Below are 24,822 nucleotides of genomic sequence, written 5' to 3' on the forward strand. Positions count from 1 at the left end.
GTCAGTCAACACTGTTGTCGTATGACACACCGCCATCGCGAGCAGGCTCACTCCTACAGGGATCGCATTTCAATTTGAGCTGTTTAGTGCTTCACCGCCAACTCCACCAGGTGATCCTCAACCTCCTGCGGCTTGAGCACCAGCACATCACTCTCCAGTTCATCCAAAACCACTTCAGCCGTATTGCCAATCAGCGCCCCTGACAACCCGGTCCGCGCCACCGTGCCAATCACGGTCACCGCCGCTTGCAGCTTGTGCGCCATGAACGGAATCAACACGTCCGCCGGGCCTTCCTCGATGTGCAGATGCTCATCATCGACATCGAATTCCGCCTGAAACGCTCGACATTGCTCGCGGTAACGCGCCTCGATGGTTTCGCTCAGTTGCAGCGTCGGGTCTGCAGCCGACAGCATCGGTGATGGATGAGCAGCGATCACATGCAGATGCGCCTTGGCCAGGCTGGCGATGTCGTAGCCATGATCAATGATCGTCGTGTGCAAATGCCGATGTTCACCATCGGCATTGCCCACGTCCACGGCTGCCAGAATCACCTTGTCCTTCCACGAACCGGCGGTTTTCACCAGCAGCACCGGGGTAGGGCAGTGGCGCAGGAGCTTCCAGTCCGCCGGGGTCAGCAGGGCCTTTTTCAGTGAGCTGTCGGGGAAATGCTGCTTGATCACCAAACCGCAGCCCTCGGCCTGCTGCACCTCGATGATGGTTTCATGCAGGCTCTCGTTCCAAGCCTGTTCGGTGGTCACGCTGTAGCCGTCGGCGATCAGCGCGGCTTTGAGTACGCCAAGCATGCCGGCGTGGTCGTGCTTCTTGTCGCACACCAGCAGGTGCAGATGGGCCTGGGTCACGCCGGCGATCAATTTGGCGCGCTTGAGCGCCAGGCTTTCCGAATGTTCGGGTTCGATGACCACCAGAATGCTGCGAATGGCTTGCATGAGCGGAGTCTCCAGCAAAGAAAAGGCACGGCGTTGCACAACTATAGTTGCTGTCCGATCGTGCGCGACTTGATGCATATCAACGCCAGCCGCTGGTGGTCTGCGGACAGGCCGGTATAATCGGCGCCCTTCGCTCGAACACCTTTTACCGTGAGCCCCATGATCCTTCCCGAAATCCACGAATTCCTTGGCTGCCGCACTCCCGACGCCTGGGTTCAGGCAGCACTGGCCGATCAGGAAACCCTGCTGATCGACCACAAGAACTGTGAGTTCAAGGCTGCCAGCACCGCCCTGAGCCTGATTGCCAAGTACCATTCCCACGTCGACCTGATCAATATGATGTCGCGTCTGGCCCGGGAAGAACTGGTGCACCACGAGCAGGTCATGCGCATCATGAAACGGCGCAAGATCGAACTGCGCCAGCTCCACGCCGGTCGTTACGCCTCGGGCTTGCGCAAGGTGGTGCGCAGCCACGAGCCGGTGAAACTGGTGGATACGCTGGTGGTCGGCGCGTTTATCGAAGCACGCAGTTGCGAGCGTTTCGAAGCACTGGTGCCGCATCTGGACGAAGAACTCGGCAAGTTCTACTTTGGCCTGCTGAAAAGTGAGGCGCGGCATTTTCAGGGTTATCTGAAACTGGCCTATCAGTACGGCGATGCGAAGGATATTGCTCAGGTCATCGACAAGGTCCGCGCCGCCGAGCAGGAACTGATCGAGTCGCCGGACGAAGAATTCCGCTTCCACAGCGGTGTGCCTGCACAAGATTGTTAAAAACTCTTAAGAGTATGAAACATCACTGAAAACCGGCCCCAGCGGCCGGTTTTTGCTGCCTGAAGCAAACGCCTTCATCGCGATTGCCGCCATAATGCCGACCACTTCACACATGGGCGGCAGACGGTCGTTATGGATAACCTGGGTTTTGGCAAACTCCTGCTGGTGGAAGACGATGAGCGCCTCGCCGCGCTGATCGCCCACTTTCTCGAACAACACGGCTACGAGGTGCGCACGGTGCATCGCGGTGATCTGGCCGTGGCTGCCTTTCTCGAATTCAAACCGAAAGTCGTGGTGCTCGACCTGATGTTGCCGGGGCAGAGCGGTCTGCACGTGTGCCGGGAGATTCGCAGCGTGTCGGACACACCGATCGTGATTCTGACGGCCAAGGAAGATGACCTCGACCATATCCTCGGTCTGGAGTCCGGCGCCGATGACTACGTGATCAAACCGATCAAGCCACCGGTATTGCTGGCCCGGCTGCGAGCGCTGCAGCGGCGGCAGGTGCCGGACAGCAATGTGGTGAGTTTTATGGAGTTCGGTCAGTTGAGCGTCGACCGCAGTTGCCGTGAGGTGCGGCTGGCGGGCGAGGTCATCGAAATGACCACCATGGAATTCGAGCTGCTGTGGTTGCTGGCCAGCGCGGCCGGCAAAGTGCTGTCGCGGGATGACATTCTCAATCGCATGCGCGGGATTGCCTTCGACGGGCTCAATCGCAGCGTCGATGTGTACATCAGCAAATTGCGCAACAAGCTCAAAGACAATCCCCGCGAGCCGATGTGTATCAAGACCGTGTGGGGCAAGGGTTATCTGTTCAATCCGTTCGCGTGGGAGCTGTAGATGCTGCGGTTATTTCTCGGGCTGTTTCTGGTCATGACGTTGGGTCTGGTGCTGGCCTTGCAGACGGTCGAGCGCACTTTTGATGCCTTGCTCGATTATCAGATGCAGGACTACAACCGTGAGGCCGTGCGCGGCCAAGCCTGGACGTTGGGCCAGCAGTTGCGCGACCTCGACGGCCCGGCCCGGGAACAACAGCTGGAAACGATCCGCCCGCATTACGGTTTGGGGCTGACGCTGGTCGACGCCTCTGAACTGGCCCTGAGCGACGAGGAAAAAGCCGAGCTGGCCAAAGGGCTGTTGGTGATCCGCGACAAGTACACCCAGTACATTTCTGCGATTGACGAGGGGCCGCAGTTGCTCAGCATCCGCTTGCCGGCCGAGCCGAGCCTGATGCCGTTCTACATCGCCGCTGCCTACCTGATGATCGCCGTGCTGATCGGCATCGTGCTGTTTTTCTGGGTACGTCCGCACTGGCGTGATCTGGAGAAACTGCGCCTGGCCGCCGAGCGTTTCGGCGATAACGACCTGTCGGTGCGCATTCAATTGTCGAAACGCTCGAACATTCGCGATCTGGCCGAACACTTCAATCTGATGGCGGCGCGCATCGAAGGGCTGATCGCCAATCAGCGTGAGCTGACCAATGCCGTGTCTCACGAACTGCGCACGCCGATCGCACGGCTGTCGTTTGAACTCGACCAGCTCAAGCAACAGCCGGACGCCAGTCAGAACCGCGAGCTGATCGCCGACATGTACGCCGACCTTGGTGAACTGGAGGAGATGGTGTCCGAGCTGCTGACCTACGCCAGCCTTGAGCGCGGCGCAACGGTGATCAAGCGCGAAAACATCCAGGCTGCCAATTGGCTTGATAGCGTGGTTGGCAGCGTGGCGCTGGAGGCCGAAGCGGCGGGGGTGCAGTTGCTGATCGCGGATTGCCGGATCGACACGGTGCGCATCGAACCGCGATTCATGGCGCGGGCGGTGATCAATCTGCTGCGCAACGCGATTCGTTATGCCGAGCAGCGCGTGGAGGTGACGCTGGAACGCACGGGCGATTATTACCAGGTGCGGGTCAACGACGACGGGCCGGGGGTGCCGGTGCACGGACGGGAGAAGATCTTTGAGCCGTTTTCGCGGCTGGATGCCAGTCGCGATCGCCGTACCGGCGGATTTGGTTTGGGCCTGGCGCTGGTGCGGCGGGTCTCGCAGTCCCATGGCGGACAGGTTGAGGTGGGTGATTCGCCTTGGGGTGGGGCGTCGTTCCGGATGACCTGGGCGCATCTGGATTAAATGCGCTGCCCTGTGCCGGCCCCTTCGCGAGCAGGCTCGCTCCCACATTGGATTTGTGAACGCCAGAGATCATTGTGGGAGCGAGCTTGCTCGCGAAGGGGTCAGTCCAATCGGCATTTTTGCTACTGCCCCACCGCTATCGCGAGCAGGCTCACTCCTACAGGGGGGAGCCTGGAGTTACGCGTTCAGCGGGTCAAACCGAGGCGTTCATGCCACTGGGCAATGGATTCTTCGGGGTAGACGTCGAACTGTTTGTCTTTCGCTTTAACGTCGATTTCCACCCACGGTGCTTTCGAGCCGAGCATCAAATGCGTGTGCTCCGGCGGCACCGGCAACGGCGTGTCGATGGCCGAGGCAAACGGGTGGATCAGTTGCGGCCATTCAGGGCTGAACAGCCATAGGCCGCTACCGCACAATGAACAGAAATGCCGCTCGGCCGTGCTGCGATGGGCGCGCTTGGCGCCTTCGTCTTTGATCTTCGCGTGGTAAATGCTGATGTGTTTGCGCCCGCGCACCTTGAGGCTGGTCGCGTCGCCGCCAAGGTTGATCGCATAACCGCCACCGCCCTGAGTCTTGCGACAGATCGAGCAATAGCAGCGTTGATAAGGGTAGGGATGGGTGCTGGTGAGGCTGAATGTGACCTCGCCACAATGGCAGGAGCCTTCGAGTTGCATGGTTGCTCTCCCGTTTTTGGATGTGCGGTTGAGCCTAGAACATTCACCACGATGGCGGCCGGTGTGATTCGACGGGCGGGCGCAGCGTCTAGCCCCAGTGTCCCCGCAATCCCATGGGGCGAGACTTCGGAACCCGGCATGCAAGCGCTGTTGAACGAGATTCTTGACGCTGTCCGCCCGTTGATCGGGCAGGGCAAGGTGGCTGACTACATTCCTGCCCTCGGCACCGTGCCGGCCAATCAGCTGGGCATCGCCGTGTACGGCAACGACGGCGAGATGTATTGCGCCGGTGACGCCGAGACGCCGTTCTCGGTGCAGAGCATTTCCAAGGTGTTCAGCCTGGTGCAGGCGATCGATCATTCCGGCGAAGCGATCTGGGAACGCCTCGGTCACGAGCCGTCCGGGCAGCCGTTCAACTCGCTGGTGCAGCTGGAATTCGAGCGCGGCCGGCCGCGCAATCCGTTCATCAATGCCGGTGCGCTGGTGATCTGCGACATCAACCAGTCACGCTTTGCCGCACCGACCCTGTCGATGCGTGACTTCGTCCGGCGCCTGTCAGGCAATCCGCAGATCATGATCGACGGCAAAGTCGCCGACTCCGAATATCAACACCGCGCGCGCAATGCGGCGATGGCGTACCTGATGCAGTCGTTCGGCAACTTTCACAATGACGTCGAAGCGGTGCTGCGCAGCTATTTCAGCCACTGCGCCTTGCGCATGAACTGCATTGATCTGGCGCGGGCGTTCTGCTTTCTGGCCAACGACGGTTTCTGCAAACACAGCGGCGAACAGATTCTCACGCGTCGGCAAACCCAACAGGTCAACTCGATCATGGCCACTAGCGGGCTGTATGACGAGGCGGGCAACTTTGCTTATCGCGTTGGCTTGCCGGGCAAGAGTGGCGTCGGCGGCGGGATTGTTGCGGTGGTGCCGGGGCAGTTCACGGTGTGCGTGTGGTCGCCGGAGTTGAATGCCGCCGGGAACTCGCTGGCGGGCATGGCGGCGTTGGAGATGCTTAGCGCGCGGATTGGCTGGTCAGTCTTCTGACCCGATCACACAAACACCACAAAACCCTGTGGGAGCGAACTTGCTCGCGAAGGCGTCAGGTCAGCCAACATTGATGTATCAGATCCACCGCTTTCGCGAGCAGGTTCGCTCCCACAGGGTTAGCGGTTGCTTTGGAGGATTGTGTTCCTATACATTTTCCGGCCGCTCCCTGCATGGTGAATCCGCTTCATGTCTCTCGCGCTCGAACGTCTAGTCGCTGGCACGCCGATCCCTTTCGCTGGTAACCGCGTCACCGTGGTCAGCCCCGAACTGGCCGCGCGCTTTCAGCCCGGAGACCATCTGCTGGTGGAGCAGGTCAGTGGCGAGTTGCTGTTGATTCCCGTGGCGGATCAGCAAGCTGCGTCGGTAGCGATCGAGCGCGCGGCAGCGGCATTCACGGCGTTGTCGGCGGTGTCCGATGAGGCCATCAGCCAGTTTTTCGACCTGTTTGCGCAACGTCTGGAAACCCCTGCGTGCTGGGCTCACATCGAAACCGCCAACCGCGCGGACATCGAACGGGCCAAGGCGCGCGGTCGTTCCACCACCCGATTGCTCGCCGATGAGCGCATGCGTGGCGACATGATCGCCGGCCTGCGCGCCTGGCGGGATGCCGCAGCCACGCGCGGCAAAGTCATCAGCAGCGTTGAACACGACGGCTGGAAGGTCGAGCAAGTGGTTTCGCCGTTGGGCATCGTCGCGTTTGTCTTTGAAGGCCGGCCGAACGTGTTCGCCGACGCGGCCGGTGTCTTGCGCACTGGCAACACCGCCGTTTTGCGCATTGGCAGCGATGCGTTGGGCACCGCGCAGGCCATCGTCACTCATGCGTTGAACCCGGCGCTGGCCGATGCTGGTCTGCCGGCCGGTGCGGTGTCGTTGGTGGAAAGCGTCAATCATGCCGCCGGTTGGGCGATGTTCGCTGACCGGCGTTTGTCGCTGGCGGTGGCTCGCGGTTCGGGTCGTGCGGTCAGTCAGTTGGGCAGTATCGCCCAGCAGGCTGGCACCGCTGTCAGCCTGCACGGCACGGGGGGCGCGTGGTTGATTGCCGATCGTGATGCGGATGCCCAACGTTTCGCCGCCGTGGTGCGCAACTCGCTGGACCGCAAAGTCTGCAACACCCTCAACGTGTGCCTGATCCAGCGTGATCGCGCGGCGGAATTGGTACCGTTGTTTCTCGACGCGCTGCAACAGGCCGGTACTGCGCGTGGCCAGGGCTGCAAATTGCACATCGTCGAAGGCAGCGAAGGTTGCTTGCCGAGTGAGTGGCAGAACGCGACGGTCGAGGTCTACCGCGCCGAGGGCTATCAGACCGAGGCACTGGCAGAACCCTTGGCAGAGTCCGAGTTGGGCCGCGAGTGGGAATGGGAAGAAACCCCGGAAGTCAGCCTGATGATCGTTGACGATGTGGATCAGGCGATTGCGCTGTTCAACCGCTACAGCCCGCAGTTCACTGTGTCGTTGATCAGTGAGGATGCGCAGGTTCAGGAGCGTTTTTACAACGCGGTGAATGCGCCGTTCGTGGGCAACGGCATTACCCGTTGGGTCGATGGGCAGTACGCGCTCAACAAACCAGAGTTGGGGCTTTCGAACTGGGAGAGTGGGCGCTTGTTTGCGCGCAGTGCGATTCTTTCGGGGGATGGCGTGTTCACCGTGCGTAGCCGCATGACCCAGATCGATCTCACGGTAAAACGTTGATCTGGCGGACAATGATCGTTCCCACGCTCCAGCGTGGGAGCGATCAGTTGCTCAGGCGGCGTGGGTGGTTTGTGCATGGATCGCGCAAGTCGCTGGTTGCTCGGCCAGCGGCACAAACGTGCGGCGGTCGGCGGACAGCGCATCGATCGAGCCGGTCTCGATGTCATACACCCAGCCATGCAGATTCAGCAGCCCTTTCTCCTGAGCCAGACGCACACTTGGGTGGGTCTGGATATTCGCCAGTTGCGCGATCACGTTTTCGCGCACCATCGAACTCAATTTCGCCGCGTCATTGGCATGCGGTCGTGATTCGTTAACCACTTTCGCCGACTCGGCATGCTGCAGCCAGCCGCTGACGGCGGGCAGGTGATCCATGCATTTGCACTGGGCGATCGCCGTCATCGCACCGCAGTCCGAATGGCCGCAGATCACAATGTCGGTCACGCCGAGCACCGCCACCGCGTATTCCACCGTCGCCGAAACCCCGCCCGGATGCGGGCTGTAGGACGGCACAATATTGCCGGCATTACGGATGACGAACAGCTCGCCGGGCTCTTGTTGGGTCAGCAGTTCCGGCACGACACGGCTGTCGGAACAGGTGATGAACAACGTGCCGGGCTGTTGCGTGGTCGCCAGGTGTTTGAACAGTTCGGTACGTTGCGGAAACGCTTCGTTCTGGAATTTCAGGAAGCCATCAATCAGGTTTTTCATGGTGTTGTCCTCTCAGTTCGAGCAACCGCTGCCGAATTCGCTGTATTGAAGAATGTGCTTGCCGCCGTGGCTGTCCAGATACGTCATCTCGACCGGCACCACGCCACACACATCGGCGACCGGAGTAATGCTCAGCACTTGGGCGATATCCAGTTGCATGCCGTAGCGATAGGCGACGGCTTCGTCAGCGGCAGATGCCTGGACGGAAAAGCCGCCGAGCAGGGCCAGGATCAGTAGAATTTTTTGCATGGGGCAGCCTCCAGACGCAGTGGTGACGGGTAACCATTTGGGGTGGGTTGGCCCGCACGCAGGGTGCGGGCCGGTGCGGATCAGAACGGACGCAGGGGCAGGAACTTGCCGTCGAGGGTGACCACCGCGCGGGAGCCGCCTTCCGGGTCTTCGACTTTCTTGATGTCGAGCTTGAAGTTGATCGCGCTGATGATGCCGTCGCCGAACTGCTCGTGAACCAGGGCTTTGAGGGTGGTGCCGTAGATCTGGATCATTTCGTGGAAGCGGTAGATGGTCGGGTCGGTCGGCACACCGCTGAGGCTGCCACGCAGCGGGATGATCTGCATCGCCGCGACGTCTTCAGCGCTCAGTTCCAGCTTGTCACCGACCACTTGGGCGGCGTTTTCCGGCAGCGGGTGCTGACCGAGCAGGGCAGCGGTGACGTACGCCAGGCTCAGGCCGGTGTCATCGGCGAGATCCTGCCACGACAGATCTTTGCGTGCCTTGGCGTCGAGAATGCGGGTGGTCAGGGCCAGGCTGGTGTCGTTGTAGGCGTGGGACTGTTGCATGGTGTCACTCCTTTCAGGGGTTGGCTTGCTGTGTGGGATTGATCTTCTGCCGATTCATCCATAGCGTCCAAGACCGATATACAATGCTTCGCATAAGTCCTGCCTATAGATGGTGTTGCCATGCTGCTGCGACATTTGCGTTACCTGCTGGCCGTTGCCGATCACGGCGGCTTTACCCGTGCCGCCGAGGCGTTGCATGTTTCACAGCCGACCCTGTCGCAGCAGATTCGCCAACTGGAAGAGACACTGGGGGTCAATCTGTTTGATCGCACCTCGCGGACGGTGAAACCCACCGATGCTGGCGAGGCCTACATCGAATGCGCGCGACGGGTGCTGGTGGAGCTGGAGGCGGGTAAGCGCGCGTTGCATGACGTGAAGGATTTGTCTCGCGGGACCTTGCGCCTGGCGATGACGCCGACGTTCATGGCGTACCTGGTCGGGCCGTTGGTGCGCGATTTTGCTGCGCGCTATCCGGGGATTCATTTACAGATTTTCGAGCTGTCGATGGACGACATCGAGGCGGGGCTGGCAGATGACTCGCTGGATATTGCGATTGCGTTTACGCCGGTGCGCAATGCTGATATCGAATGCATTCCGGCGTTTACCGAAACGCTGGGGATTATGGTGGGGCGTGAGCATCCTTTGTATGACAGCCACGCAGTACTGACGCCGGAAGATATTGCTTCACTGGATTTCGCCTTGTTGGCGCCGGACTTCATCACGCGGTTATCGGTGGATGAGTATTTTCGTCAGCATGGGATTACGCCGCAGGTGCGGATCGAGGTGAATTCGGTGAGTACGTTGCTGGAAGTGGTGCGTCATTCGCCGCTGGCGACGATGTTGCCGCAGGCGATTGCGACGGAGGATCGGGCATTGCGCCGGTTGCGCGTGGAGAGCGAGGCGCCGCAGCGTGGAGCGGCGTTGTTGCGGCGGCGCAATAATTATCACAGTGCGGCGGCGGTGGCGTTTGCTGAAATGGTGTTGGGCTGGGGGATGCCCTCACCCTAACCCTCTCCCAAGGGGAGAGGGGACTGACCGAGAGATGTTGGAGTAATACGCCGACCTGAAAGTGTTTTGCTGAATCCATAATCAACTCAGTGTGTCCGGTTGGCGGATGATTTTATACAACTCGATCGGCTCCCTCTCCCTCGGGAGAGGGCTGGGGTGAGGGGCCACAATTCCAGTCACGCCATATCAATGCGAGCGAACAAAAAAAGGCCTGCTTCCTTTAAAGAAGCAGGCCTTTCAATTATTTAATGACTAGCTCAGCAGAACCGATCAATCACCCGAACTTCGTTGTGGTTCTGCATCGAATCCCACGCCTGTTTCAGCGTTTGCAGAACATTCCCGATGAAGTCCTTGTCGGCCGCGGCTTTCTTGCCAACATAACCGTGGCCGCGGCGGTACATCTTCAGGCGGGCCAGCAGGTTCTGATGGTTGCGGTCGAACTCGTCTTCGTCAGCATGGGTCGCCAGGCAGTCGATATGCACCTGACCCGACTTGCTGATCCAGAGAATATGGCTGTCATGGCTGTCTTTCTGCGCAGCGAACATACGAGCCAGTTCTTCGATAGTAGGTTGATTGTTCAGATTCATGATATTGCCCCTTGACCAGTCTGGTGATCTTTCAAAGTTGATTCGCTAATACAGGTAGCCCATCGGTTAGTTGATCCCTGGCACCGAAACCAGGACGTCAGCGCTCGCCCGTGTGAAGTACGGGGTCGTGCATCTGTTGCATGTAGTCGTGTTGAATAACTGCTACGCAATAGCGTCACAACGAGGAGAAGCAGCGAAAACCGGGAGGCTCCTTGACGACATTTACCGTGTCAGCCACAAGCGTCTTGAGAATTTTCGCCAGCGCTTCTCGTCCTTGTACTGGACGTTCAGGCCAGGTCAGCTTCTTCAATCTGCCTTGTGGGCAGCATGTATCCGGAAAAAACAACTCGGCGGTCAGACGAGTTTGCTCAAGCGTGTTACCGATGTTCCCGATCGGGGAACGTCTTCATCATGCAAAAGCAAAACGACGCCGTCAACGGTTTTGTAGTGATTATTTTTGTTCACTACATATTGTCGGACAAAGCTGTTTTGGAATGAGAAAGAATCCGTTCAGGCAACGGAAAAAGGCGTACGCAGCAGGTAGAAGGTGCACGGATAGCCGTCCACTTCACGCTGCTGCAGGGTGAAGTGGCCGCCGGTAAATACAGGAATCAGACCGGCCCAGAAGCGCTGTGCCGGCAGGTTGGCGTCGATATGGAAAATCTGCCATTGACCGGGGATGCGGCTCAAGAGGGCAGAGACGACAAACTGCGCGACGCCTTGGCCACGAAAGCGTCGGGCGATGAAGAAATAGCCGATGTTGTGTTCGGCCCCGGCGATGTGGATTTCGTTATCGACGGTCACGAAACCGGCGAGTTCGCCATCGACGCGAATCAGGAACGGTTGGGTGGCCGGATGGCGCCAGTAGTCGATTTTCGGCTGGATCGAGAAAAAGCCGTGCTCGGCGAGCTTCAGCGGCAGCCATTCGCTGAAGTCGTACATGTAGAACTGCATGAGGTTTTCGATGATATCCAGCTCATCGCGCTGGGCGGGGTGCAGTTCGATATTGGCCATGCGCCGGGTTCCTGAAAGTACTGAGCCTTGCAGAAACACTAGCGGGTTTTATTTGCCTGACGGTTTCGCTGTGCGTTTTGTCGTACCCGTGGTTTTGCTACGGGTCGATTTGCGTTTTTTCTTCCACGGGGCCGCCGCTTTGCCGGCTGGTGGCGGGCCGCTGATGGTCAGGCTGAGACTGGAACAGCGCGTCACCTGTTTGCTCATCCACGCCGCCTGTTTGGTGACGAACTCTTCCAGACTCATTTCGCCACTTTGCACCATGTCCAGCGCCTGCTCCCAGATGGCTGTGGTGCCGGGGTCGGCAATTGCGCGGGGCACCGCGTCGATCAGGCTGAACGCCGCCGGGGTAGCGGCGAGGGCCTTGCCGTTTTTCACCAGATAACCACGGTCAAGCAAGCCCTGAATGATCGAGGCGCGGGTCGCTTCAGTGCCGATCCCGGTGGTGTCCTTGAGCTTCTGTTTGAGCAGCGGATCTTCCACCAGTTTGGCGACGTTTTTCATCGCCTTGATCAGATCGCCTTCGGTGTAGGGTTTGGGCGGTTGCGTCCACAGATCCTTGAACTTGACGTCAGCCACCGCGCACTCAACGCCTTGCGTCAGTGCCGGCAAGGTTTGCGGTACCGGTGCCTCGCGACCCTTGGCCGCTGCCAGCGCCTCGGGCAGTGCGCGTTTCCAGCCCGGTTCGATGATCTGCTTGCCGACCGCACGCAAGGCTTCACCAGCGCAATCGAAATCGGCCTGGGTGCGATCGTATTCGTGATTGGGCAGGAACTGCGCCAGATAACGTGCGCGGATCAGCGTGTAGACCGCGCGGTGTTTGCCGGTCAGGCGCTCTAGATTCTTCGCTGCAGCGGTGGGAATGATGCCGTGGTGCGCGCTGACCTTGGCGTCGTTCCACGCGCGGGATTTGCGTTGCGGCTCCAGAAACCCGTTGAGCGCCTCAAGGCCCGGATCGGCCTGACGTAGCGCGGCGAGAATCCCCGGCGCCTCACTGTGCTGGCTCAGCGGCAAATAACCGCAATCACTGCGCGGATAGGTGATGACTTTGTAGGTTTCGTAGAGCGCCTGGGCGATGTCGAGGGTTTCCTGCGCGCCGAGGCCAAGTTTCTTCGAGCAGACTTCCTGCAAGGTGCCGAGATCGAAGGGCAGGGGCGCCACTTCACGCATGCGCTCGGTTCTCAGCTTGACCACCCGGGCACTGGCAGCGCTGCCGATCGCAGCCGCCGCTTGCTGGGCCAACGCCTGATTCAGGCAGCGATCCTGATCGTCACAGGCATCCGACGGCGCACGCCACTGCGCAGTAAACGGTATGCCGTTGTGCAGCAGATCAACATCGATCGCCCAGAATGGCACTGGCACGAAATCGGCGATGCTGCGGTCGCGATCCACCACCAGGCGCAAGGTCGGCGTCTGCACCCGGCCCACCGGCAACACGCCCTGATAACCCGATTGCCGACCCAGCAGCGTGAACAGCCGGCTCATGTTCATGCCGATCAGCCAGTCTGCCCGCGAGCGGCCCAGCGCCGAGTGATACAGGCTGAAGGTTTCGGCCCCCGGCTTCAGTGCAGCCAGGGCTTTGCGGATCGAAGCTTCGTCCAGCGCCGACAGCCACAAACGCCGGATCGGCCCGCGATAGCGACAGTGCTCGACCAGTTCCCGGGCGATCATCTCGCCCTCACGGTCGGCGTCGGTGGCGATGATCAGCTCGCTGGCCTCGCCGAGCAGGCGTTTGACCGCTTTGTACTGGCTGGCGGTGCGCGGCTTGACGGTCATTTTCCACTTGTCCGGAATGATCGGCAGATCGGCCAGGACCCAGCGCTTGTAACGGGCGTCGTAGGCGTCCGGCGGGGCTGTTTCGAGCAAATGGCCGATGCACCAGGTCACCGTGACGTCTGTTCCCAACCAGCAACCGTCGCCCCGACGCCTGGCGCCGAGCACGGCCGCAATGTCTTTGGCCTGAGAAGGTTTTTCACAGAGGTACAACCGCATAACCACCCACGTCGATCAAGGTCCGCACAGGTGCACAGAATGGCCGGACTTGGCGTCAGCGGCAACTTTTATCTGTATGGATATACAGATAAAAAGCATTGCAGCACATGACGGGTAATACAGGGACGCAGCCCGGGCTATCGAGAAATTGATTAGCGCCCGGTTTGCGCCTGTGTCAGGTTTTTCGCCGATTCAAACACGCGAGTGACAGGACGATCTCGCCAGAAGATCGCCGTGGTCTGTCGACACTGACTATTCAGAAACAAGGAAGTCCACCATGGCTCAAGCCAAATCCAAAACCACCAGCGCTTTCGACCAGGTCGATGCTTTCAGCCACTTGTATGACCGTGGCGTTGGGCTGGTCAACGGCAAACCCTCATTTACCGCTGACCAGGCCGCTGATGAAATCCTGCGCAAAGGCCTGTCGTGGGGCGACAAGAATGCTGATGGCAAGATCGACCTCAGCTACAGCTTTCTGACCGACAAACCGGCGAATTACAACGTCAATCTGGGCAACTTCAGCGAGTTCAGCGCCCAGCAAAAAGCCCAGGCCGTGCTGGCCATGCAATCCTGGGCCGACGTCGCCAACGTCACCTTTAGCGAAGGCAAGGGCGGCGATGGCCACATGACGTTTGGCAACTACGACGTCAGCACCGGTGGTGCGGCTTTCGCTTACCTGCCCAGCGGCGGTGGCTATGACGGCCAGTCGTGGTACTTGATCAACAATCAGTATCAGGTCAACAAAACCCCGGACACCAACAACTACGGGCGCCAGACCCTGACCCACGAGATCGGCCATACCCTCGGCCTGTCGCATCCGGGCGCCTACAACGCTGGCAACGGCAACCCGACCTATAACGACGCCAAGTACGCCGAAGACACCCGTGGCTACAGCCTGATGAGCTACTGGAGCGAAGCCAACACCGATCAGAATTTCAGCAAGGACGGCAGCGGCGCGTACGCCTCGGCACCGTTGCTCGACGATATTGTCGCGGTGCAAAAACTGTATGGAGCCAACTACGCGACCCGTGCCGATGACACCACGTACGGTTTCAATTCCACTGCCGAGCGCGATTTTTACAGCGCTACTTCGGCGTCCTCCAAAGTGGTGTTCTCGGTGTGGGACGGCGGCGGCAACGATACGCTGGACTTCTCCGGCTTCAGTCAGAACCAGAAGATCAACCTCAATGAAGGTTCGTTCTCCGATGTGGGTGGCTTGGTCGGCAACGTTTCCGTTGCTTACGGTGTGACCGTGGAGAATGCGCTGGGCGGTTCGGGCAATGACCTGCTGATGGGTAATGCGGCCGCCAACGATCTGGTCGGCGGTGCCGGCAACGACATCCTCTATGGTGGTGGCGGTGGGGACACCTTATGGGGTGGCGAGGGGGCAGACACCTTCGTGTTCGGCGCTGCCAGCGATTCGACCATGACTGCGCCGGACTGGATCATGGATTTCACCAGCGGTCTGGACAAGATCGACCTGTCGGGCATCGCCGGTTTCGCCACGGGCGCGGCATCGCTGAATTTTGTCAGTGGCTTCACCGGGCATGCGGGCGACGCGATTCTGACTTACTTCGCGCAGACCAATCAGACCAGCTTGATGGTTGACCTGACGGGGCAGGGTTCGGTGGACTTTGCTGTGGGTGTGGTGGGGCAAGCGGTGGCGACTGATATTGTTGCGTGATGCCTGAAGAGCGGCCCTCACCCTAACCCTCTCCCAGGGGGAGAGGGGACTGATTGGGGGATATTGGCGAAACTCACCGACTTGAACGATTGGCTTTGAATCCATAATCGAAACCGCACGTTCAGGTCGATGTAGAACTAAAGACACCTAGGTAGGCTCCCTCTCCCTCGGGGAGAGGGCTGGGGTGAGGGGCTTTTGAAGTTGATGGGGCCGTTCAGCTGTAAACCCACCCCAACCAGAACCAATGAGCTATACCTGAACCGGTCTCTTCGCCGTATTCAGGAGAACCCCATGAAAAGCTCCGGCCCTAGTCCCGTCATTGCCCTCGAACAACTTCCCGGCTGCCTGATAGTGAAATTCCACGGCATCCAGGTCGCCGCCTCGTCCCACGTACTGATCCTCAACGAAGCCAACTACCCGCCGGTCTATTACATCCCCCGCGAAGACATCGACGAAAAGTACTTCGCCCGCACCGATCACACCAGTTATTGCCCGTACAAGGGCGACGCCAATTACTTCAGTCTGCAAGTGCCGGGGCATGAAGGGGCGAACGCGGTGTGGACTTATGAGAAGCCGAAAATCTCGGTCGGGCCGATCAAGGACTACGTGGCGTTTTATCCGGATCAGGTGAAGTTTGAGGTGATCAAGGCTGATGCCTGAGCAAAAAAACGGCGAGGGTCAAAGTCCTCGCCGATTGAGTTGCCTGGTTGAGTTTCAGTTCTTGTCGAGATCGATATTCTTCGTCTCACGCAAACAGATCATCCCCACCACCAGGCTCACCCCGGTAATCAACACCGGATACCACAGCCCATAAAAAATGTCCCCGGTGTACACCACCAGCGCGAACGACACCGTTGGCAGAAATCCACCAAACCAGCCGTTGCCAATGTGGTACGGCAGCGACATCGAGGTGTAGCGAATACGCGTCGGGAACAGTTCGACCATCAGCGCCGCGAGCGGGCCGTAGCACATCGCCGAGATGATGATCAGCGCCACGATCAGGGCGACGATCATTGGCTTGTTGATCTGCTGCAGATCGGCCTGTTGCGGGTAGCCGGCGAGGGTGATCGCGCCGCGCAGTGCGGCCTCGTCGAAACCATCGAGCTTGACGTCGCCGACGCTCACTTGCACGGCGCTGCCGGCCGGGGCGGCGGCGCTGGAGTAGGGCAGGCCCTGTTTGACCAGAAAGGTTTTGACCTTGTCGCACGGGCTGTCGAATTTGGCTTTGCCCACCGGATCGAACTGGAAGGTGCAGGTCGCCGGATCCGCCAGCACGGTGATCGGTGCCTGACGGCTGGCCTGATCGATCGCCGGGTTGGCGTAGTGCGCGAGGGATTTGAAGATCGGGAAATACAGCGCCGTGGCCAGCAGCAAGCCGAGCATCAGCACCGGTTTACGGCCGACCTTGTCCGACAGCCAGCCGAAAAAGATGAAGAACGGCGCGCCGATGACCACGCTGATGATCAGCAAGGTGTTGGCCACCGCCGGGTCCATTTTCAGGAACTGGGTGAGGAAGAACAGCACGTAAAACTGCGCCGCGTAGAAGGTCACCGCTTGCCCGGCGTTAATGCTGAACAGGGCGATCAACACGACCTTGAGGTTTTCCCATTTGCCGAAAGATTCGCGGATCGGCGCTTTCGAGGTTTTGCCTTCCTCTTTCATTTTCAGGTACGCCGGCGACTCGTGCAGGCTCAGGCGGATCCAGGTGGAAATGCCCAGCAGCACGATCGACAGCAGGAACGGAATCCGCCAGCCCCAGACTTCAAACTGATCGCCGGTGAAGTAGCGGCAACCGAGCACCACCAGCAGCGACAGCAACAGGCCGAGGGTCGCGGTGGACTGAATCCAACTGGTGTGGAAACCGCGTTTGCCAATCGGCGCGTGCTCGGCCACGTAGGTCGCAGCGCCGCCGTATTCACCTCCGAGCGCTAGGCCCTGCAGCATGCGCAGCACCACCAGAATGATCGGCGCGGCGATGCCGATGCTGGCGTAGGTCGGCAGCAGACCGACGCAGAACGTTGCGACGCCCATCAGAATGATTGTCGCGAGAAAGGTGTATTTGCGCCCGATCATGTCCCCCAACCGACCGAACACCAGCGCCCCGAACGGCCGCACGATAAAGCCGGCGGCGAAGGCCATCAGCGCAAAGATGAACGCCGTGGTGTCGTTGACCCCGGCGAAAAACTGTTTGCTGATCACCGCCGCGAGGGCGCCGTAGAGGAAAAAGTCATACCACTCGAACACCGTCCCCAGTGAGGAAGCGAAGATGACTTTGCGTGTATCCGGGCTGGTCTCCGCGCTGCGCACGGCGTCCAGCGGCTGAACGTGTTCTGACATATCGGTATCCCTCACAGTGATTGTTTTTGTTGTTCCACTGGTGTTGCGTGTCCGGGTGATGCGCGATGCCTTGAATGGGATGCAAATCCTTGTGGGAGCGAGCTTGCTCGCGAAGGCGTCCTGTCAGTCAACCTCTATGTTGAATGATCTAGCGCTTTCGCGAGCAAGCTCGCTCCCACAGGTACGGTGTTTGTAGCTTTGGAATTGCGGATCAGTTGAGCAGCCTTTTCCGCAATCATCAGCGTAGGCGAACAGGTGTTGCCCGAGGTGATGCGCGGCATGATCGAAGCATCAGCGATGCGCAAACCGGGCACACCGTGCACGCGCAGCTGCGCGTCGACCACCGCATCGCCGTCATTGCCCATGCGGCAGGTGCCGACCGGGTGGAAAATCGTCGTGCCGATCTTCGCCGCCGCTTGCTGCAATTCTTCGTCACTTTGCAGGCTGGCGCCGGGCAGATATTCCACCGGTTTGAATGCGCGCAGGGCCGGGGCACTGACGATGCGGCGGGTCAGGCGGATGGCATCTGCTGCCACGCGCAGGTCTTCGGGATGGCTTAGATAATTGGGTTGAATCAGCGGCGCTTCCTGTGGATCCGCCGATCGGATTTCGATGCGCCCACGACTCTGCGGACGCAGATCGCACACCGAAGCGGTAAACGCCGGAAAGCTGTGCAACGGCTCGCCAAAACGCTCCAGCGACAGTGGCTGCACATGGTATTCAAGATTCGCCGAAGTCTGCTCCGGCCCCGAACGCGCAAACGCGCCCAACTGACTCGGCGCCATCGACAGCGGCCCACTGCGGTCATACAGATAGCGCAGGCCCATGCCCATCTTGCCCCAGACGCTGCCGGCGATCTGGTTCAGCGTTCGCGCGTTTTCCAGTTTGTAGATCAGGCGCAGTTGCAGGTGATCCTGCAGGTTGCCGCCAACGCCCGGCAGCTCATGAATCACGCCGATGCCCAAGCGTTCGAGCAGCGGCCGAGGACCAATCCCGGAGCGTTGCAGAATGCTCGGCGATCCAACGGCACCGGCGCACAAGATGATCTCTTTGCGTGCCTTGAACTGTTTGATTTGACCTTCGTGACGCGCGCTGACCTTCGAGGCGCGTCCGTCCTCCAGCAGTACCCGATCCACCTCAACCCCGGTCAGCACCGTCAGATTCGTCCGTTCGCGTACTGGTTTCAAAAACGCCTTCGCCGCGTTCCAGCGTACGCCGGATTTCTGATTGACCTGGAAGTAGCCGCAACCCTCGTTGTCGCCCTGATTGAAGTCGTCGATGCTGGCGATGCCGCTTTGCTCAGCCGCACTGCGAAACGCATCCAGAATCGGCCACGACAGGCGCTGTTGTTCGACCCGCCATTCACCCTTGGCACCGTGGAATTCAGCCGCACCGGCAAAGTGGTTTTCGCTCTGTTTGAACAGCGGTAACACGTCATTCCAGGCCCAGCCCGGATTGCCCTCGGCCGCCCAGCCATCGTAGTCGTTGGCCTGGCCGCGCATGTAGATCATGCCGTTGATGGACGAGCAACCGCCCAGCACTTTGCCGCGCGGATAGCTCAGCGCGCGGCCGTTGAGGCCCGGTTGTTGTTCAGTCTTGAAGCACCAGTCGGTGCGCGGGTTACCGATGCAGAACAGGTAACCGACAGGAATGTGAATCCACGCATAGTTGTCGCGCCCGCCGGCTTCGAGCAACAGCACGCGCTGCTGCGGATCCGCCGACAGTCGATTGGCCAGCAAACATCCGGCAGGGCCGGCGCCGACCACAATGAAGTCGTATTCATCAAGGGAAGTCTGCATTCCCTGACCTCGCTTTTTGTTTTTATTGTCGGACACTCTAGTTGTTAGCTTTCGTTAAAAGAATGTTAGTTTTTGCGCAGCCGCTGTGCGTTTTTAAACAGCCTGCATTGACCATAGCCGACAAGGACACGCCATGTTCGACTGGAACGACCTGCGGTTTTTTCTCGAGCTGCAACGCAGCGGCCGCCTGCTCACCGCCGCCCGCCGCCTCAACACCACCCACGCCACTGTTGCCCGCCATATCGAAGCCATCGAAAAAAGCCTCGGCACCGCGCTGTTCGTCCAGCACGCCCAAGGCTACGAAATGACCCCGGCAGGGGAGGCGCTGCTTAAGCATGCTGAGGCGATGGAAAACGTGGCGTTGCTGGCGCAGGAAGAGATCACCCAATCCACTGCGCCACTGGGCAAGATTCGTGTCGGCGTCACCGAAGGGCTGGGCATCAAGTTTCTCGCCAGCCGCATGATCGGCTTGTTCGAGCGTTATCCGGGGCTGGAAGTGGAACTGGTCGCGGTGCCGCGCTTCGTCAGCATCCTCAACCGTGAGGCGGAAATCAGCATCCATCTGGAGCGCCCGGCGGCGGACATGCTGGTCACGCGCAAACTCACCGACTATCGACTCGCGTTGTACGCCAGCCAACGCTATCTCGATAAAGCCCCGCCACTGCAAAGCCGCGAAGACCTTGGGCGGCATGCGTGGATTGGTTATGTCGATGATTTGCTGTTCAGCCAGGAATTGATGTTTCTCAACAGCTTCTGCCGCAGCCCTCGGGTTGTGTTTCACAGCACCAGCGTCATCGCGCAGCAGGAGGCGGCGCGGTCGGGATTGGGCATTGCGGTGTTGCCTTGCTACATGGCCGAATCGGATCCCGATCTGGTGCCGTTGCTGCCGGATGAAAGCATCGAGCGCAGCTACTGGATCAGCACCCGGCGCGAGTTGCACAAGTCGGTGCGGCTGCGAGTGGTCTGGGATTATGTGGTGGGGTTGTGTGAGGCGGAGCAGGGCTTGTTACGCGGACAGTCCCGCCAACCGTAGATCCTTTGTAGGAGTGAGCCTGCTCGCGATAGCGGTGTGCCAGTCGACATCTGACTCACAGACATACCGCTATCGCGAGCAGGCTCACTCCTACAGGGAGGGCTACAAATTCAAAGTTGATTTATATATGGATATCCGTATATTCGATTTTCCGTATGTATTGAGCCCGTCCCATGATCACCCCCACCGAAGTCTTCAAGAGCCTCGCCGACGAAACCCGCGTCCGCGCCATGCTGCTCATCGCCGATCAAGGTGAACTCTGCGTCTGCGAACTGATGTGCGCACTCGGCGACAGCCAGCCAAAAATCAGCCGCCACCTCGCGCAACTGCGCAGCAATGGTTTGCTGCTCGATCGCCGTCAGGGGCAATGGGTCTATTACCGCCTCAACCCTGATCTTCATGCGTGGGTTCGCGAAATCCTGCAAGTGACGTCCAAAGCCAACGCCGATTGGCTCAAGGACAACGCCGCCCGCCTGCAGAACATGGACGGGCGTCCGGTTCGCGAAGCTGCCTGCTGCTGAGGAAAGAGAAAACATGCGAGTCCTGTTTATGTGCACGGCCAACAGCTGCCGCAGCATCCTGTCCGAAGCCATGTTCAATCATCTGGCGCGCCCCGGATTCGAGGCCGTGAGTTCCGGAAGTTTCCCCAAAGGCCAAGTGTTGCCACGCAGCCTGTCGACGCTGCAAAAGGCTGGCATTGCCATCGATGGTTTATCCAGCAAGGGCAATGACGCGTTCGAAGACAATCCGCCAGACATTGTCATCACCGTCTGTGACAAGGCCGCAGGTGAGAGCTGCCCGGTGTACTTCGGCCCCGCGCTCAAAGCCCATTGGGGCCTGGCAGATCCCTCGGATGTGATCGGCGACGATGTCGCCGTGGACGCGGCGTTTGCTGCCACGCTGGCGATCATCGAACGGCGCTGCGCGACCTTTCTCGGCCTGCCATTTAAAGCACTCAGCCGCGCTGATCTCCAGCGTGAGCTGGATCGTATCGGCTCTCTCTGAGCTGGAGGACATATGTCAGAACACCTGCCCCATCTTGATCATTCGCTGTTCGAAGGAGCGTCCCCTTTGGGCGAACACAAACCGCGCATCCTTCTGCTCTACGGCTCGACCCGCGAACGCTCGTTCAGCCGTCTGCTGGTCGAGGAGGCCGCGCGCCTGCTTGAACACTTCGGTGCCGAAACGCGGATCTTCAATCCGTCCGGCCTGCCGCTGCCCGACGACGCTCCGGTCGACCATCCCAAGGTGCAGGAACTGCGCGAGCTGGTGCTGTGGTCGGAAGGTCAGGTCTGGTGTTCGCCAGAGCGGCACGGCGCGATGTCCGCCGTGTTCAAGGCGCAGATCGACTGGATCCCGCTGGAACTCGGCGCCGTGCGCCCGACTCAGGGCAAAACCCTGGCGGTGATGCAGGTCTGCGGCGGTTCGCAGTCGTTCAACGTGGTCAACCAGTTGCGCGTGTTGGGCCGCTGGATGCGCATGTTCACCATCCCCAACCAATCCTCGGTGCCGAAGGCCTACATGGAGTTCGACGACGCCGGGCGGATGAAGGCGTCGCCGTTCTACGATCGTGTGGTCGATGTGATGGAAGAACTGGTGAAGTTCACCGTGCTGCTGCGCGATCAACAGGCGCATCTGGTTGACCGTTATTCCGAGCGCAAGGAAAGCGCCGAGCAACTGATGGCACGGGTCAACCAGCGTTCGATCTGAGGCCGTCCCGCAACGAGGGTCTGCTGCGTTCACGTGCGGCAACGGCGGGCGCCTCGCTCCGCACCTTTGGCGGGTACGGGGCGCAGGAATGGCGCTACAGACTCAGGCGATGAATGACCTGGTGGGCATCGTCAGGATCGCTGTGGGTTTCAAAGCCCAGTGATCGGGCGAGGTCGCGCATGTCCGTGTTGCTGGCCGAATCCACCGAATACAGATGCTTGAAACCGTTGTGCCGGGCGGTCTTGATCAGGTGTTCCATCAGCAGCGTGGCCAGGCCCAGATGCATCCACTCATCGGCGACCGTCACCGCGCACTCGCAATCCTGTTCGCCCGTGGCGGCGTAGCGGCTGATACCGATCTCGATCAATTGACCATTTTCGTGAGCCAGTGCAATGAAGGCCGCGCGTTGCTTGCAGTCGACGTCCATCAACTGATCGAGCAACGCGGTGCCGGGCTCACTGATCTGCGCGAGAAAGCGCAGGTGTCGGGACTCGGGCGACAAGCGTTTGATGAACGCGTATTCGCGTTCGCGATCCTTGGCGGCCAGTGCGCGGATCAAGACGTGGCGACCATCCTTGAGCGACTCAATCCAGTATTCACCGGGGGGCGCGGCATAGGCCGGCGCCGCGCGGTCATTGTGGTCTTTGACAGTGAGCATGAGCTGAGCCTCCATCGGGGCTGAACGAGCAACGCGCAGGGGAGTGCGCTAACTCTGTTCTACGCCGATGTTTGCCCCGGGAACTGATCTGGATCAGATTACGACGTGCGGCCACTGTTTTTACCGGGTGATGGCGCTCCTGGCGTCGCAATCAGACTCAAATCTGCGGCGGCTCGCGAGTGCTGCGTTGCCCAACGGTGCGCGGTTGCCCGTCGGGGATCGACAACGTTGCGCGCAGGCCACCTTCGGCACGATTGACCAGAGTGATTCGCCCGCTCAATCGCGTGGCGATGGTGTTGACGATGGTCAGCCCCAGCCCCGCACCCTGGGCATTGCCGCGACTGTAGAAACGCTCGAACAAGCGCGCCCGGTCCGCTTCATCAATGCCCGGCCCCTGATCTTCAACGCTCAAGTGATAAAACCCATCGGCCTGGCTGAGCAGCACGGTAATCACGCCGTGTTCGGGGGAGAAGTTCGCAGCGTTGGTGATCAGGTTGTTCAGGGCAATGTCGATCGTGCCGGGGCTGGCCATGATGTTGAACGGCTGGGCGCTGTCTTCAAAGGCTAGCTCCAGGTGTTTGCTCAGCAACCATGGCGTCAGTTGCACCAGGCTGTTGCGCACGGTTTCGCTGAGGTCGATGGATTGCAGCGGCGGCGGGTTGGGTTTCGGTTCCAGGCGCGCCATGGTCAGCAACTGGTTGACCAGGCGACTGGTGCGGTCGACCCCGGCGATCAGAAACGCCAGCGATTCGCGGCGCTCCTGTTCGGTGCCAGCCTCCTGCAGGTTCTGCGCATGCACCCGCAGCACCGCCAGCGGCGTGCGCATTTCGTGGGCGGCATCGGCGATAAAGCGCCGTTCTCGGCCAAGCACTTCCTGAATTTGCGCGAGCATACGGTTGAGCGCCGCCTGCATCGGTTCCAGCTCACTGGGCAGCGGCGCCAGTTGCAACGGTTCCAGCGAACCGCTGTGACGGGCGCGCAGGGTCTCGGCCATGTTCGCCAACGGCTTGAGGCCCCAGCCGATGGCCAGCCAGACCATCGCTGCCAGCAGCAGGCTGCCGATCACGTTCGGCCACAGGGTGTGGCGGACGATGCGGTCGACCAGGTCGGCGCGCACATCGTCGCGCTCACCGACCCAGATGCGCAGGTTGTTTTGCGTGTCTTCGAGGAGAAAGGCGCGCCAGTGACGATTGTTCAGGTCCACTACATCGCTGAAGCCGGGCTGCGTCGGTGGGGCCTTGAAGGACGGTGCGCTGGCGGTGTGCACCAACACATCACCGGCAGGATTCCATACCTGAAAGGCGATTTTGCGTTCATAAGGATGACCGTCGCCGCGCGGCACCGCTTCGCCCAGCGCCGAGTTGAACGCCTGGTACAGTTCGGCGTGCTGTTTGCTGGCCAGGGGCATGCGCATCACGCCTTGCAGCAGGCGCGCGTTCTGCGCCAATTGCGCGTCGTAGACCTCGGCGATTTCGTGATTGCTGTCGTGCAGGTTGAAGGTGCTGAGGACTGCGAGGCCGGCCAGCAACAGGCCGATAATCAGAGTCAGCGTGCGGCGGCGGATCGAGGTCATCGACGCTCCTCCACCAGATAACCCACACCGCGAATGGTGCGGATCAGGTCGGTGGAAAACTTCTTGCGCAGGTGGTGGATGTGCACTTCGAGGGTGTTGCTTTCGGCTTCTTCATTCCAGCCGTAAAGCAGTTGCATCAATTGATCGCGGGTCATCACCCGGCCCGGTGGCGACAGCAGTTCGTGCAGCAACTGATATTCCTTGGGCGTCAGGGCCACAGGCTGGCCCTGATAGCTGACTTGCTGGGTACCGGGGTTAAGGCTGATGCCGGCATGCTCGATCAACGCCTGGGCGCGCCCGGCACTGCGCCGCAACAAGGCGCGCAAGCGTGCCTTAAGTTCATCCAGGTCGAACGGTTTGATCAGGTAGTCGTCGGCCCCGGCGTCGAGCCCGGCGATGCGGTCTTCAGTAGCGTCGCGGGCAGTCAGAATCAGCACCGGCAGATTCGAACCGCTGTCGCGCAGGCGGCGCAGCACTTGCAGACCGTCCATGCGCGGCAGACCGAGATCGAGCACAGCGACATCGAAGGTTTCGCTGAGCAGCGCATGCAACGCACTGCTGCCATCCTTGAGCCAGTCGACGGTGTAACCCTCGCGGCCCAGCGCCTGATGAATGCCTTCACCCAGCGCCACATCATCCTCAACCAGTAATAAACGCACGC

The 24,822-nt window shown here is 60.1% G+C and carries 25 protein-coding genes; 12 read left to right on the forward strand and 13 right to left on the reverse strand.

All coding sequences use genetic code 11. The features are described 5' to 3' along the window. Positions 1 to 83 precede the first annotated feature (83 nt). Positions 84 to 947, reverse strand: coding sequence for a universal stress protein (locus AB4O01_RS02065; protein WP_093437084.1), 864 nt, complete (start codon positions 945 to 947; stop codon positions 84 to 86). 159 nt (positions 948 to 1,106) lie between these two features. Between AB4O01_RS02065 and AB4O01_RS02070 the strand changes: the two genes are divergently transcribed. From AB4O01_RS02070 to AB4O01_RS02080, 3 genes are all read left to right on the forward strand, one after another. After that, positions 1,107 to 1,718 (forward strand): MiaE family protein, encoded by a 612-nt coding sequence (locus AB4O01_RS02070; RefSeq protein ID WP_093437087.1) that lies wholly within the window; start codon positions 1,107 to 1,109, stop codon positions 1,716 to 1,718. Between the two features lie 132 nt (positions 1,719 to 1,850). Further along, positions 1,851 to 2,558 carry a winged helix-turn-helix domain-containing protein gene (locus AB4O01_RS02075; RefSeq protein ID WP_093437091.1) on the forward strand — a complete coding sequence of 236 codons (708 nt, stop codon included), beginning with the start codon at positions 1,851 to 1,853 and terminating at the stop codon, positions 2,556 to 2,558. Beyond that, a complete protein-coding gene (locus tag AB4O01_RS02080; RefSeq protein ID WP_460090519.1) occupies positions 2,559 to 3,845 on the forward strand; it encodes an ATP-binding protein in 1,287 nt (428 codons plus the stop codon). Positions 3,846 to 4,030: 185 nt separating this feature from the next. Here AB4O01_RS02080 and AB4O01_RS02085 read toward each other — a convergent pair whose 3' ends face one another. Continuing rightward, on the reverse strand, positions 4,031 to 4,519 hold the full coding sequence (locus AB4O01_RS02085) for a GFA family protein (RefSeq protein ID WP_460090521.1): 489 nt from the start codon (positions 4,517 to 4,519) through the stop codon (positions 4,031 to 4,033). Positions 4,520 to 4,657: 138 nt separating this feature from the next. Between AB4O01_RS02085 and glsB the strand changes: the two genes are divergently transcribed. Further along, complete coding sequence (gene glsB, locus AB4O01_RS02090; protein WP_007911001.1) at positions 4,658 to 5,566, forward strand: glutaminase B; 909 nt, start codon at positions 4,658 to 4,660, stop codon at positions 5,564 to 5,566. Between the two features lie 189 nt (positions 5,567 to 5,755). After that, a complete protein-coding gene (locus AB4O01_RS02095) occupies positions 5,756 to 7,258 on the forward strand; it encodes an aldehyde dehydrogenase family protein (RefSeq protein ID WP_460090522.1) in 1,503 nt (500 codons plus the stop codon). Between the two features lie 51 nt (positions 7,259 to 7,309). Here AB4O01_RS02095 and AB4O01_RS02100 read toward each other — a convergent pair whose 3' ends face one another. The 3 genes from AB4O01_RS02100 to cynS form a co-directional block, all read right to left on the reverse strand. Beyond that, positions 7,310 to 7,969, reverse strand: coding sequence for a carbonic anhydrase (locus AB4O01_RS02100; protein WP_257358211.1), 660 nt, complete (start codon positions 7,967 to 7,969; stop codon positions 7,310 to 7,312). A gap of 12 nt (positions 7,970 to 7,981) precedes the next feature. Then, entirely contained in the window at positions 7,982 to 8,218 is a 237-nt protein-coding gene (locus AB4O01_RS02105) for a DUF2790 domain-containing protein (RefSeq protein WP_116255396.1), read from the reverse strand. Between the two features lie 80 nt (positions 8,219 to 8,298). After that, positions 8,299 to 8,766, reverse strand: coding sequence for a cyanase (gene cynS / locus AB4O01_RS02110; protein ID WP_093437115.1), 468 nt, complete (start codon positions 8,764 to 8,766; stop codon positions 8,299 to 8,301). 120 nt (positions 8,767 to 8,886) lie between these two features. On the opposite strand from cynS, the gene cynR reads away from it, so the two are divergent. Then, the gene (gene cynR, locus AB4O01_RS02115; RefSeq protein WP_460090525.1) at positions 8,887 to 9,774 is read left to right on the forward strand and encodes a transcriptional regulator CynR; all 888 of its coding nucleotides are present in this window, start codon (positions 8,887 to 8,889) and stop codon (positions 9,772 to 9,774) included. Between the two features lie 257 nt (positions 9,775 to 10,031). On the opposite strand, the gene AB4O01_RS02120 is transcribed toward cynR, so the two are convergent. The 3 genes from AB4O01_RS02120 to AB4O01_RS02130 form a co-directional block, all read right to left on the reverse strand. Next, positions 10,032 to 10,361 (reverse strand): hypothetical protein, encoded by a 330-nt coding sequence (locus AB4O01_RS02120; RefSeq protein ID WP_160039397.1) that lies wholly within the window; start codon positions 10,359 to 10,361, stop codon positions 10,032 to 10,034. 510 nt (positions 10,362 to 10,871) lie between these two features. Beyond that, positions 10,872 to 11,375, reverse strand: coding sequence for a GNAT family N-acetyltransferase (locus tag AB4O01_RS02125; protein ID WP_460090527.1), 504 nt, complete (start codon positions 11,373 to 11,375; stop codon positions 10,872 to 10,874). Positions 11,376 to 11,423: 48 nt separating this feature from the next. Next, a complete protein-coding gene (locus tag AB4O01_RS02130) occupies positions 11,424 to 13,367 on the reverse strand; it encodes a DNA topoisomerase III (protein WP_460090528.1) in 1,944 nt (647 codons plus the stop codon). Between the two features lie 277 nt (positions 13,368 to 13,644). Here AB4O01_RS02130 and AB4O01_RS02135 point away from each other — a divergent pair, with 277 nt between their 5' ends. Beyond that, positions 13,645 to 15,051, forward strand: coding sequence for a serralysin family metalloprotease (locus tag AB4O01_RS02135; RefSeq protein ID WP_460090529.1), 1,407 nt, complete (start codon positions 13,645 to 13,647; stop codon positions 15,049 to 15,051). Between the two features lie 291 nt (positions 15,052 to 15,342). Then, complete coding sequence (locus AB4O01_RS02140; RefSeq protein ID WP_116255400.1) at positions 15,343 to 15,711, forward strand: DUF427 domain-containing protein; 369 nt, start codon at positions 15,343 to 15,345, stop codon at positions 15,709 to 15,711. Between the two features lie 54 nt (positions 15,712 to 15,765). Here the strand turns inward: AB4O01_RS02140 and AB4O01_RS02145 are convergent, their stop codons facing one another. Together AB4O01_RS02145 and AB4O01_RS02150 are read right to left on the reverse strand one after the other, a co-directional pair. After that, positions 15,766 to 17,388: an MFS transporter gene (locus AB4O01_RS02145; protein ID WP_095047447.1), complete on the reverse strand. Its 1,623-nt coding sequence runs from the start codon at positions 17,386 to 17,388 to the stop codon at positions 15,766 to 15,768. Between the two features lie 134 nt (positions 17,389 to 17,522). Then, positions 17,523 to 19,187, reverse strand: a complete 1,665-nt coding sequence (locus tag AB4O01_RS02150; RefSeq protein ID WP_460090530.1) for a GMC family oxidoreductase — start codon at positions 19,185 to 19,187, stop codon at positions 17,523 to 17,525. Positions 19,188 to 19,320: 133 nt separating this feature from the next. On the opposite strand from AB4O01_RS02150, the gene AB4O01_RS02155 reads away from it, so the two are divergent. The 4 genes from AB4O01_RS02155 to arsH all read left to right on the forward strand — a co-directional run bounded on the left by AB4O01_RS02155 (position 19,321) and on the right by arsH (position 21,930). Continuing rightward, positions 19,321 to 20,220: a LysR family transcriptional regulator gene (locus AB4O01_RS02155; RefSeq protein WP_099758677.1), complete on the forward strand. Its 900-nt coding sequence runs from the start codon at positions 19,321 to 19,323 to the stop codon at positions 20,218 to 20,220. Positions 20,221 to 20,393: 173 nt separating this feature from the next. Continuing rightward, positions 20,394 to 20,741: a metalloregulator ArsR/SmtB family transcription factor gene (locus AB4O01_RS02160; protein WP_460090531.1), complete on the forward strand. Its 348-nt coding sequence runs from the start codon at positions 20,394 to 20,396 to the stop codon at positions 20,739 to 20,741. Between the two features lie 13 nt (positions 20,742 to 20,754). Beyond that, positions 20,755 to 21,225, forward strand: coding sequence for an arsenate reductase ArsC (locus AB4O01_RS02165; RefSeq protein WP_093437157.1), 471 nt, complete (start codon positions 20,755 to 20,757; stop codon positions 21,223 to 21,225). A 12-nt stretch (positions 21,226 to 21,237) separates the two neighbouring features. Then, on the forward strand, positions 21,238 to 21,930 hold the full coding sequence (arsH, locus tag AB4O01_RS02170; RefSeq protein ID WP_093437161.1) for an arsenical resistance protein ArsH: 693 nt from the start codon (positions 21,238 to 21,240) through the stop codon (positions 21,928 to 21,930). Between the two features lie 94 nt (positions 21,931 to 22,024). Here the strand turns inward: arsH and AB4O01_RS02175 are convergent, their stop codons facing one another. From AB4O01_RS02175 to AB4O01_RS02185, 3 genes are all read right to left on the reverse strand, one after another. Beyond that, on the reverse strand, positions 22,025 to 22,588 hold the full coding sequence (locus tag AB4O01_RS02175) for an N-acetyltransferase family protein (protein WP_460090533.1): 564 nt from the start codon (positions 22,586 to 22,588) through the stop codon (positions 22,025 to 22,027). A 157-nt stretch (positions 22,589 to 22,745) separates the two neighbouring features. Next, complete coding sequence (locus AB4O01_RS02180) at positions 22,746 to 24,161, reverse strand: ATP-binding protein (protein ID WP_427119268.1); 1,416 nt, start codon at positions 24,159 to 24,161, stop codon at positions 22,746 to 22,748. Next, the gene (locus tag AB4O01_RS02185; protein WP_007910671.1) at positions 24,158 to 24,820 is read right to left on the reverse strand and encodes a response regulator; all 663 of its coding nucleotides are present in this window, start codon (positions 24,818 to 24,820) and stop codon (positions 24,158 to 24,160) included. The genes AB4O01_RS02180 and AB4O01_RS02185 overlap by 4 nt, the downstream gene beginning before the upstream one ends. Positions 24,821 to 24,822 lie beyond the last annotated feature (2 nt).

Source organism: Pseudomonas sp. S2_E02, from assembly GCF_054668355.1.

Excerpts from the sequence above, each read along its gene's own strand:
- arsH (WP_093437161.1), top strand. The coding sequence starts at position 21,238 with ATGTCAGAACACCTGCCCCATCTTGATCATTCGCTGTTCGAAGGAGCG.
- AB4O01_RS02150 (WP_460090530.1), bottom strand. The coding sequence starts at position 19,187 with ATGCAGACTTCCCTTGATGAATACGACTTCATTGTGGTCGGCGCCGGC.
- AB4O01_RS02065 (WP_093437084.1), bottom strand. The coding sequence starts at position 947 with ATGCAAGCCATTCGCAGCATTCTGGTGGTCATCGAACCCGAACATTCG.
- AB4O01_RS02075 (WP_093437091.1), top strand. The coding sequence starts at position 1,851 with ATGGATAACCTGGGTTTTGGCAAACTCCTGCTGGTGGAAGACGATGAG.
- AB4O01_RS02175 (WP_460090533.1), bottom strand. The coding sequence starts at position 22,588 with ATGCTCACTGTCAAAGACCACAATGACCGCGCGGCGCCGGCCTATGCC.
- AB4O01_RS02120 (WP_160039397.1), bottom strand. The coding sequence starts at position 10,361 with ATGAATCTGAACAATCAACCTACTATCGAAGAACTGGCTCGTATGTTC.
- AB4O01_RS02160 (WP_460090531.1), top strand. The coding sequence starts at position 20,394 with ATGATCACCCCCACCGAAGTCTTCAAGAGCCTCGCCGACGAAACCCGC.
- AB4O01_RS02085 (WP_460090521.1), bottom strand. The coding sequence starts at position 4,519 with ATGCAACTCGAAGGCTCCTGCCATTGTGGCGAGGTCACATTCAGCCTC.
- AB4O01_RS02130 (WP_460090528.1), bottom strand. The coding sequence starts at position 13,367 with ATGCGGTTGTACCTCTGTGAAAAACCTTCTCAGGCCAAAGACATTGCG.
- AB4O01_RS02140 (WP_116255400.1), top strand. The coding sequence starts at position 15,343 with ATGAAAAGCTCCGGCCCTAGTCCCGTCATTGCCCTCGAACAACTTCCC.
- AB4O01_RS02155 (WP_099758677.1), top strand. The coding sequence starts at position 19,321 with ATGTTCGACTGGAACGACCTGCGGTTTTTTCTCGAGCTGCAACGCAGC.
- AB4O01_RS02105 (WP_116255396.1), bottom strand. The coding sequence starts at position 8,218 with ATGCAAAAAATTCTACTGATCCTGGCCCTGCTCGGCGGCTTTTCCGTC.
- AB4O01_RS02095 (WP_460090522.1), top strand. The coding sequence starts at position 5,756 with ATGTCTCTCGCGCTCGAACGTCTAGTCGCTGGCACGCCGATCCCTTTC.
- cynR (WP_460090525.1), top strand. The coding sequence starts at position 8,887 with ATGCTGCTGCGACATTTGCGTTACCTGCTGGCCGTTGCCGATCACGGC.
- AB4O01_RS02070 (WP_093437087.1), top strand. The coding sequence starts at position 1,107 with ATGATCCTTCCCGAAATCCACGAATTCCTTGGCTGCCGCACTCCCGAC.
- AB4O01_RS02165 (WP_093437157.1), top strand. The coding sequence starts at position 20,755 with ATGCGAGTCCTGTTTATGTGCACGGCCAACAGCTGCCGCAGCATCCTG.
- AB4O01_RS02125 (WP_460090527.1), bottom strand. The coding sequence starts at position 11,375 with ATGGCCAATATCGAACTGCACCCCGCCCAGCGCGATGAGCTGGATATC.
- AB4O01_RS02135 (WP_460090529.1), top strand. The coding sequence starts at position 13,645 with ATGGCTCAAGCCAAATCCAAAACCACCAGCGCTTTCGACCAGGTCGAT.
- AB4O01_RS02080 (WP_460090519.1), top strand. The coding sequence starts at position 2,559 with ATGCTGCGGTTATTTCTCGGGCTGTTTCTGGTCATGACGTTGGGTCTG.
- AB4O01_RS02100 (WP_257358211.1), bottom strand. The coding sequence starts at position 7,969 with ATGAAAAACCTGATTGATGGCTTCCTGAAATTCCAGAACGAAGCGTTT.
- AB4O01_RS02180 (WP_427119268.1), bottom strand. The coding sequence starts at position 24,161 with ATGACCTCGATCCGCCGCCGCACGCTGACTCTGATTATCGGCCTGTTG.
- AB4O01_RS02145 (WP_095047447.1), bottom strand. The coding sequence starts at position 17,388 with ATGTCAGAACACGTTCAGCCGCTGGACGCCGTGCGCAGCGCGGAGACC.
- glsB (WP_007911001.1), top strand. The coding sequence starts at position 4,658 with ATGCAAGCGCTGTTGAACGAGATTCTTGACGCTGTCCGCCCGTTGATC.
- cynS (WP_093437115.1), bottom strand. The coding sequence starts at position 8,766 with ATGCAACAGTCCCACGCCTACAACGACACCAGCCTGGCCCTGACCACC.